7 protein-coding genes and 1 pseudogene are annotated in these 7,354 nt (G+C 63.1%); 3 read left to right on the plus strand and 5 right to left on the minus strand.

The window, feature by feature from the left end; translation table 11 throughout:
- The first annotated feature begins 143 nt into the window (after positions 1-143).
- Both E2I15_RS13130 and E2I15_RS13135 read left to right on the plus strand, forming a co-directional pair.
- Positions 144-608 (plus strand): GNAT family N-acetyltransferase, encoded by a 465-nt coding sequence (locus E2I15_RS13130; RefSeq protein ID WP_137478631.1) that lies wholly within the window; start codon positions 144-146, stop codon positions 606-608.
- An 85-nt stretch (positions 609-693) separates the two neighbouring features.
- Positions 694-1,728 (plus strand): AI-2E family transporter, encoded by a 1,035-nt coding sequence (locus E2I15_RS13135; protein WP_137478632.1) that lies wholly within the window; start codon positions 694-696, stop codon positions 1,726-1,728.
- Here the strand turns inward: E2I15_RS13135 and E2I15_RS13140 are convergent.
- Positions 1,725-3,443, minus strand: a complete 1,719-nt coding sequence (locus E2I15_RS13140) for a metallophosphoesterase family protein (RefSeq protein WP_338134462.1) — start codon at positions 3,441-3,443, stop codon at positions 1,725-1,727. The two genes, E2I15_RS13135 and E2I15_RS13140, sit on opposite strands and share 4 nt — an antisense overlap.
- 174 nt (positions 3,444-3,617) lie before the next feature.
- Positions 3,618-4,757, minus strand: coding sequence for an epoxide hydrolase family protein (locus E2I15_RS13145; RefSeq protein WP_137478634.1), 1,140 nt, complete (start codon positions 4,755-4,757; stop codon positions 3,618-3,620).
- Positions 4,758-4,942: 185 nt separating this feature from the next.
- Between E2I15_RS13145 and E2I15_RS13150 the strand changes: the two genes are divergently transcribed.
- A complete protein-coding gene (locus E2I15_RS13150) occupies positions 4,943-5,431 on the plus strand; it encodes a hypothetical protein (protein WP_155262354.1) in 489 nt (162 codons plus the stop codon).
- 1 nt (position 5,432) lies between these two features.
- Here E2I15_RS13150 and E2I15_RS13155 read toward each other — a convergent pair whose 3' ends face one another.
- The 3 genes and pseudogenes from E2I15_RS13155 to E2I15_RS13165 form a co-directional block, all read right to left on the minus strand.
- Positions 5,433-6,386, minus strand: a complete 954-nt coding sequence (locus tag E2I15_RS13155; RefSeq protein WP_137478636.1) for a hypothetical protein — start codon at positions 6,384-6,386, stop codon at positions 5,433-5,435.
- A gap of 137 nt (positions 6,387-6,523) precedes the next feature.
- Positions 6,524-7,087: an S-(hydroxymethyl)glutathione synthase gene (gfa, locus tag E2I15_RS13160; RefSeq protein WP_018272871.1), complete on the minus strand. Its 564-nt coding sequence runs from the start codon at positions 7,085-7,087 to the stop codon at positions 6,524-6,526.
- A 33-nt stretch (positions 7,088-7,120) separates the two neighbouring features.
- Positions 7,121-7,354, minus strand: a pseudogene (locus tag E2I15_RS13165) (S-(hydroxymethyl)glutathione dehydrogenase); the annotation flags it as partial.

Raw genomic sequence — 7,354 nt, forward strand, 5'->3', positions numbered from 1 at the left:
TGCTGCATTCTGCGGCGGGTATTTCTGGGCAATTGCACGTGAAGCCAGGACCGCGAACAAGCAACAACGCAAATGGTAGTCCGGCGCCGTCACCTTGCTCCCGTGATTTGCCCGCGGGACGCGTTTTCAATTAAGCTCGCCGGATGGACATGCTCGTCAAGCTCTACACCCTGCCCGATTCCCGGCCCGCCTATGATCGACTGCTCAAGGCCGGAATTGTGATGCGCCGCGCGCTCGCGCCCGAAAAGCACAAGGTCGTGGCCTGGGTGCGGGAGACATTCAGCGAGGCGTGGGCCAGCGAAACCGAGGTCGCGTTCGGCCGCCAACCGGTTTCATGCTTCATCGCGATCCAGCAAAGGAAGATCGTGGGATTTGCCTGCCACGACGCGGCCTGTCGCAACTTCTTCGGTCCGACCGGTGTCGCGCCGAAGGCGCAGCAGGGCGGAATCGGCAAGGCGCTGCTGTTCGCCTGCCTCGAGGACATGAAACACGCGGGTTTTGGCTATGCCATCATCGGCGGCGTCGGGCCGGCGGAATTCTATTCGAAGGCCGTCGGCGCGGTAGCCATCGAAGGCTCCGCGCCAGGAATCTATCGAGGATTGCTGTAGCTGCGCCGCAAGTCCCTTTCCGGCCTTGTAGCGCCACGTGACAGACTGACAATCTCTGCGTTCACGGAGGTCGGACAACTCAAGGATGGCAGGCGGGTTGAAGATCACGACCGGCATCATCGCCGCGGTGCTGGTCATTGCGGCGGTGGCTCAGGCGCGCAGCGTACTCGCCCCGCTTGCGGCCGCCCTGTTCATCATCGCGATCGTCTGGCCCGTTCAGCAACGGCTCCAGTCATGGCTGCCGAAACTCCTCGCGCTCGCGGTTACCGTCGTCGTTACGACCGCTACCTGCGTCGCATTTGCCGCGCTTGCGGCGTGGGGGTTCGGCCGCGTCGGGCGCTCATTGATTACGGATGTGGCGCGGTATCAAGCCTTCTACGATGCCGCGGTGATCTGGCTCGACGGCCATGGCGTCTCCTTCGCCGGCCTTTGGGCGGAGCATTTCAACGTCGGCTGGCTGCTGCGCACCACGCAATACGTCACCGGCCGCGTCAACACCACGTTGAGCTTCTGGCTCGTCGCGCTGGTCTATGTCGTGCTGGGACTTCTCGAGGTCGAAGACGCGGGTCGACGAATCCAGCGGTTGGAGAATCGCACCGCTGCGCGCGTCCTGCTCAAGGGCAGCAAGGCGACCGCCGCCAAGTTTCGCAAGTATATGCTGGTGCGGACGCAGATGAGCGCGGTCACGGGTCTCTTGGTCGGCCTGTTCGCCGCCGTGACCGGACTGCCATTCGCATTCGAATGGGGCGTGATCGCCTTTGTCCTCAACTACATTCCTTTCATCGGCCCTTTCATCGCGACGCTGTTCCCTACACTGCTGGCCATGACGCAGTTCGAGAGCTGGCCCGCGGTGTTTGGTGTGTTCGCCTGTCTCAACGTCATCCAGTTCGTGGTAGGCAGCTATATCGAACCGCGGGTGGCCGGCTCGACATTGTCGATCTCGCCGTTCCTGGTGCTGTTTGCGATCTTCTTCTGGAGCTCGCTTTGGGGCCTGTTCGGGACCTTCATCGGCGTGCCGATCACGCTGGCTATTCTGACCTTCTGTGCCGAGAGTCCGTCGGCCGCCTGGATCGCTGATCTGTTCGGCGGATCGCACGAAGATAAGCCGGAAACCTCCTAGCTTCTGGCAATCTCAACCCGCTCAGGCTCGGCGAGGCAGAGCTTCCGGTCCGGGCCGACCATCATTCTGTGGATATAGAAATAACTGACCGCATCCTCGGCCCCCATCACCGGCGACGGGGCCGAGACGACCTTCGACGCACCACACGTACCGATCCAATCGATGTGCCGGTGACCGTGCATCACCACCGAGCGATCGGAGAACCATTGCAACCTGCGTACAAACCAGCTGCCGTTGATCAAGGCCGTCCCAATGCGCTCGGCAAATGTCTTCACAGGCATGGGATATTCCATCAAGTGATGATGTAGCGCGATGGTCCAGTGTGCCGTCGGGAAATGACGGATCGCAGCCTCCAACCGCCGCATTTGCGCTTCCGAAACCAAACCGAGCGCGTTGGTGAAGGAGAAGTGGGTTTCGGCGTTGGAGTTGAGAATGGCGATCCCGAGGCCGCCATCCTGGTCCGGCGGCAGGATCATTGGGAATTGGTCATCGAACAGGCCGCGGAGCGCCGCCGCGCGGCGCACGCCCCCGTGCTGCGCAAATTGCGTTATCCGATCATGATAAGGAGCCAGCGCCTGGTTCAGCGTGGCCGACGGTTTGCCGAAACCGTCGATGACGCGGACGCGATCGCCCTGGACGGCCGCGATCGCCGACAGGGTACGGATCTGCCGTAGCCGCTTGCCTGGGCTGAACGGCAGGTCGAGGCGCGCGGGATTGGCACGATCCACCACGTTAACGTCATGGTTGCCCGGAAGCATGATGATGCGTGCTGCGAGCTCCGGATGACCTGCCAATGCATCGAGAAATTCCGCCCATTCGCCGGGCCGGCCGGCGTCCGTCATATCGCCGCTGATCAGCACATGGTCGAGCGGATCAACGGTGTGAATTTCGGCAAGGCGAGCCAGCACGCGATTGAAGCGTTCGTTTCCCCGCGGACCGGCGGTCCCGCTTTCGATGCGGAAGCCGTATCGCTCGCCGACCACGTGCAGATCGGACAGATGCGCAACGCGCCAGCAGCGGCCTCCGGACGGCGCCGCGTCGAATCCGGCAAGGTCGGCCGGTTGTTCCATACTGGCGTCGGCCACGCTCCAGGCCAGTGATGCGACCGCAAGATAGCAGGACACCAGCACCACGGCGTTCGCGAAGGTCGGCAGCACAAGACGATGGATCAGGACCAGGTCATTGATGGTCGCAGTCCATTGCGAAGCAGGCCAGGCCAGGGCCGCGATCAATGCCGCCCCCGCAGAGAGCAGTATGCCGGCGCCGACCGAACACGTGCGCCGCAGCCTCGTGCGCGAGGCAGGAGTTGCGCCGGCGCGCCAGAGCAGCTCCGCCAAGTGGCCCAGTGCCTCGCGCGTGAAGGCGTAACTCGGTTGGACTGCGAGCGCGTTCAGCGACCAGAAGCTTGTTTCCGCGATTTGAAACAGCGGTCGCCCGCCGAGCCATCCCAACGCCGCGATCACAACCAGCGCCAGTACGGCGCCCACTTCGGACAGGGCAAGAGCGTGCTGCGAAAGGCTCGAAATCCAGGCGGACGCGACCAGTGGCGCAAGGCCTAGCAGCACGCCCGGAAGCAGAAGCGAAATCGTCCAGGCGAACAACAGTTTCGCCGGGCTTATCTCAACCAGAAGGCTACCCACGATCGCGAACAACGAACGCTGTTCCGGGCTGGCGGCATTGTCCTCAAAGTCGCCGTGGCGGGGATCAAGCAGCACGCCGACGTCCTCCGTTGCACGGCGCATTCTGTCACAAACCGCTTCAGACCAACATACGCGCTCCCGACCGTGGCGGGTTACGCCGTTGACACATGCTTACCTGGAGGTTTCGCCTACGGCTTGCTTGACCATGATCTATCCGGAAAACCGCGTCGCACTTTTCCGGACCATGCTTCAGCGCAGCTTGCCGAAGAACTCGCGCACCTCGCCGATGAACAGCTCGGGCTGCTCGAATGCCGAGAAATGTCCGCCTTTCGGCATCTCGCTCCAGTGCTGGATGTTGGTGAAGTTCGTCTCCATCCATTTACGGACCGGCGTGACGATCTCCTTGGGGAACGCGGCAACGCCGGTCGGCACGCTCACCTTGTGCGGAGTTCGCTTGCCCGGCCCGAAACTTTCCCAATAGAGCCGCGCCGACGACGCGGCCGTCGCGGTGGCCCAGTACAGCATGACGTTGTCGAGCAGTTCGTCGCGGCTGAGGATGTTTTCCGGATGGCCGTCGCAATCGGTCCAGGCCCAGAATTTTTCCAGGATCCAGGCCGCCTGCCCGCTCGGGGAATCGGTCAGGCCATAGCCTAGCGTCTGCGGCCGGGTGGACTGTTGCTTGGAATAGCCGGAATCCCAATCGGCGTAATATTTGATGCCGTTGAGTGCCCTCGTCTCCTCCGGCGTCGGCTGTCCCTCGACATTGGGCCGGGTCGACATCGCAAGTGTGATGTGAATGCCGGCGCAATGTGCAGCATCCTGTCCGCCGATCGCGGTCGTGACCGCGGAGCCCCAGTCGCCGCCTTGCGCGAAATAGCTGGCGTAGCCGAGCCGCTGCATCAGGACGGCCCAGGCCTTGGCGATCCGGTCGACGCCCCAGCCCGTCGCGGCCGGCTTGGCCGAGAAGCCGAAGCCCGGCAATGAGGGGCACACCACGTGGAAGGCATCGGCGGCGCGTCCGCCATGCGTGGTCGGATCGGTCAGCGGTTCGATCACCTTGTGGAATTCGACCACCGATCCCGGCCACCCATGGGTGATGATCAAGGGCCGCGCCTTCGGATGCTTCGAGCGGACATGGATGAAGTGGATGTCGAGCCCGTCGATTTCGGTGGTGAACTGACTGAAGCGGTTGAGCCGCGCCTCGCGCTGCCGCCAGTCATAGGTCTCGGCCCAATAGTGGCAGACGTCCTTGATCCATTGCAGCGGCGCGCCCTGGCTCCAGTCGTCGACCAGCTCGGCTTCCGGCCAGCGGGTCCGGCGCAGCCGGCTGCGCAGATCCTCGAGGACATCGTCGCTGACGGCGATGCGGAACGGGCTGATGGCGGTCATGGCGTCTCCCCGGGATGCTGAACTTTCCGGAGAAGATAGGGGCGCGAAGCTCGCCGATCAAATCCCGGCCGCGTCATTTGCGGCGCCTCTCTCCGTCGTCTGCACAAGCCCTGCACGCGAATTCCGCATGACAAAGTCCGTCGCAGCCGCCGTCATTTCGTTAAGAGAGGCGGCGATGGATCAGCATGCATCGCGCGATCGAGGCACGCATATCGCAGCTCACGGAGATTCCTGTGGCACTCTACCTGACGAGCATCCTGAACGCGCAAGACGTTCTGTTGAAGCTGGGACTGCCGCTGATCATCATGTTCTTGTCGGGATGGATCATCATCAGGCGATGGGTGAGCACGCCCGGCATCGCTGCGCCAGGGTTTTCGCCGGCAGCATCGTCTGCCCTGTTCGCCCCTGTTCTCCTCGTCATGTACTTCTACGTGCTGCAGTCCAGCATGCAGGAAGGCATTGCCGCGCATGCGGAGCTCGTCATGTTATACGGCGTGATTTTCGCCCCGACATTTCTTTCTGCTCGTTCCATTCGGGGTCGCTTCCCTGATCCGGGTGCGCCGACGAGGCAAGCCGCTCGGCAATGGGCTGCTGTGTATCGCATTTGCGGCCTGGCCGATCCTGCAGGTGGTGTGGATGTGTCTGCTGTTCGACGAGTGGCAATAGCTCGCTGAGCTATTTGCCGATCGCCGCCTCGAGCAGCGTCTGGGCCTGCTTGGTGGCCGCGGCGAAGGCCGGCTGCTGCGGCGCGCGCTCGGTGAAGCAGCGCTTGAACGCGTCCTCGCCCTGCTGGCGCAGGTCGCCGAGCTTGTCATAGGCCTGCCTGCTGATCTGCTTGCGCTCGAGCTTCTCGGCCGCCGCGTCGGCCTTCTTGTTGTAGTCGGTGCGGATCGCGATGCAGGCCGGCACTTGCACCGCCGGCTCGATCTCGCCATAGGCGACATACATCTTGCCGCCGGCAAGCGCCGCTACGAACACCTCGTCGGCCTTGTCGGGGAACGAATCCTGGGTGCGGCCGGCCAGGAAGCCGTAAGCCAGGGTGACGGATGCCGGCTTGGCGATCGGCAGCTCGTCGAAATTGACCACCGCGGCATCGGTCGAGATCGCCTGGGTGTAGAGGCCCTCGAACTTCAGCGCTGCATCGACCTGCTGCGGCACGTTCTTGCTGCCCTTGTCCCACCACGTCTTGTGTTCGTGCAGCCAGCGCGTGAACAGAGGCTCGGTGGTGACGATGATATGGGCTTTCGGCTCGACGAAGCTGCCGTCGGCGCGCTTTTCTCCGATCTTTGCCCCGTCCCTGCCGGTGTCGGCATCGAAGCGCAAGCCGTCGAGCATGCCGAACCCCATATCGCCTTTGTATAGAGTGTCGAGGTTGAGCTGGGCGGGAGCAAAACCCGGCCGGGCGGGCTCGGACAGGATGGCCGTCAGCTGCCCCTTCAGCTCGTCGCGCGCGGCCGCCTCTGCCTTGTCGACGGCCTCATTGATCTTGTTGTCATTCGACAGCTTGGCGAATTTGGCGATCGCGGCGTCACGCGCGGCGATATAGCGGTCTTCCGCCGACGCGGCGCGGGCCGACGAAAGCAGCAGGATCGGGGAAAGGACGAGGGCAAGGCGGAAAATAAAGTGCATGCCCTGTGGTCGTCCGCAGGGCATGCAAGGTTCAAGGTCACGGGTACTACCAGCATATCCCTCGCCGGCAGATTCTCTGCCGGCGCAGGATCTCGTCAAAGCGAGCCGGTCAGGCCGCCTTTGTCACGATGCCGTCGTCAGGCCGCTTTGGACTTCGCCACGTGGGTGGCGATCGCGTCCATCAGCGGCGGCGAGAGGCAATCATAGGGCTCGAGCCCAAGCTCCTTGAGCCGCGACCTGATCCCGGCCATATCGGACGGCTTGACGCCGGACTCGATCACCGACGACACGAAGGCGGCAAATCCGGGCGCAGCCGAGCCGGACTCCTGGAACAGCTCGGGATGGATGAAGTCGAGGCCATAGAACGGATGGCCCTTGTTCTCGATCCGGCCGTACATATGGGTGCCGCATCCGGTGCAGGCATGGCGCTGGATCACCGCTGCCGCATCGACGATCTTCAGCTTGTCGCCGTTCTCCAGCACGGTGACGTTCTCGCGCGGAACCACCGCGACCACCGAGAAGGTGGCGCCCGAGGGCTTCCAGCATTTGGTGCAGCCGCAGGCGTGGTTGTGGGCGACGTCGCCCTTGATGCCGACCTTGACCGGCTTGTCCGCGCATTTGCAGACCAGCGTGCCCCCGGCAAAGCTGCCGGAGCCTTGCTTGACGCCATTGTCGACCGACGGGTGGATATGAACAGTCATTGACCTATCCTCCTAGTGCTTGGTGTTTTGATTTCAGAATACGACGACCGAACGGATCGATTTTCCCTCGTGCATCAGGTCGAAGCCTTTATTGATCTCGTCGAGTTTCAGCACGTGGGTAATCATCGGATCGATCTGGATCTTTCCGCCCATGTACCAGTCGACGATCTTCGGCACGTCGGTGCGGCCGCGCGCGCCGCCGAAGGCGGTGCCCTTCCACACCCGTCCGGTGACGAGTTGGAACGGCCGGGTCGCGATCTCCTTGCC

It is taken from the genome of Bradyrhizobium sp. BR2003 (assembly GCF_009720285.1).
GTDB lineage: Bacteria > Pseudomonadota > Alphaproteobacteria > Rhizobiales > Xanthobacteraceae > Bradyrhizobium > Bradyrhizobium elkanii.

What these genes read in the sequence shown, in the direction of transcription:
- E2I15_RS13135 (WP_137478632.1), top strand. Translation starts at nt 694, where the DNA reads ATGGCAGGCGGGTTGAAGATCACGACCGGCATCATCGCCGCGGTGCTG.
- E2I15_RS13145 (WP_137478634.1), bottom strand. Translation starts at nt 4,757, where the DNA reads ATGACCGCCATCAGCCCGTTCCGCATCGCCGTCAGCGACGATGTCCTC.
- E2I15_RS13155 (WP_137478636.1), bottom strand. Translation starts at nt 6,386, where the DNA reads ATGCACTTTATTTTCCGCCTTGCCCTCGTCCTTTCCCCGATCCTGCTG.
- E2I15_RS13150 (WP_155262354.1), top strand. Translation starts at nt 4,943, where the DNA reads ATGCATCGCGCGATCGAGGCACGCATATCGCAGCTCACGGAGATTCCT.
- gfa (WP_018272871.1), bottom strand. Translation starts at nt 7,087, where the DNA reads ATGACTGTTCATATCCACCCGTCGGTCGACAATGGCGTCAAGCAAGGC.
- E2I15_RS13130 (WP_137478631.1), top strand. Translation starts at nt 144, where the DNA reads ATGGACATGCTCGTCAAGCTCTACACCCTGCCCGATTCCCGGCCCGCC.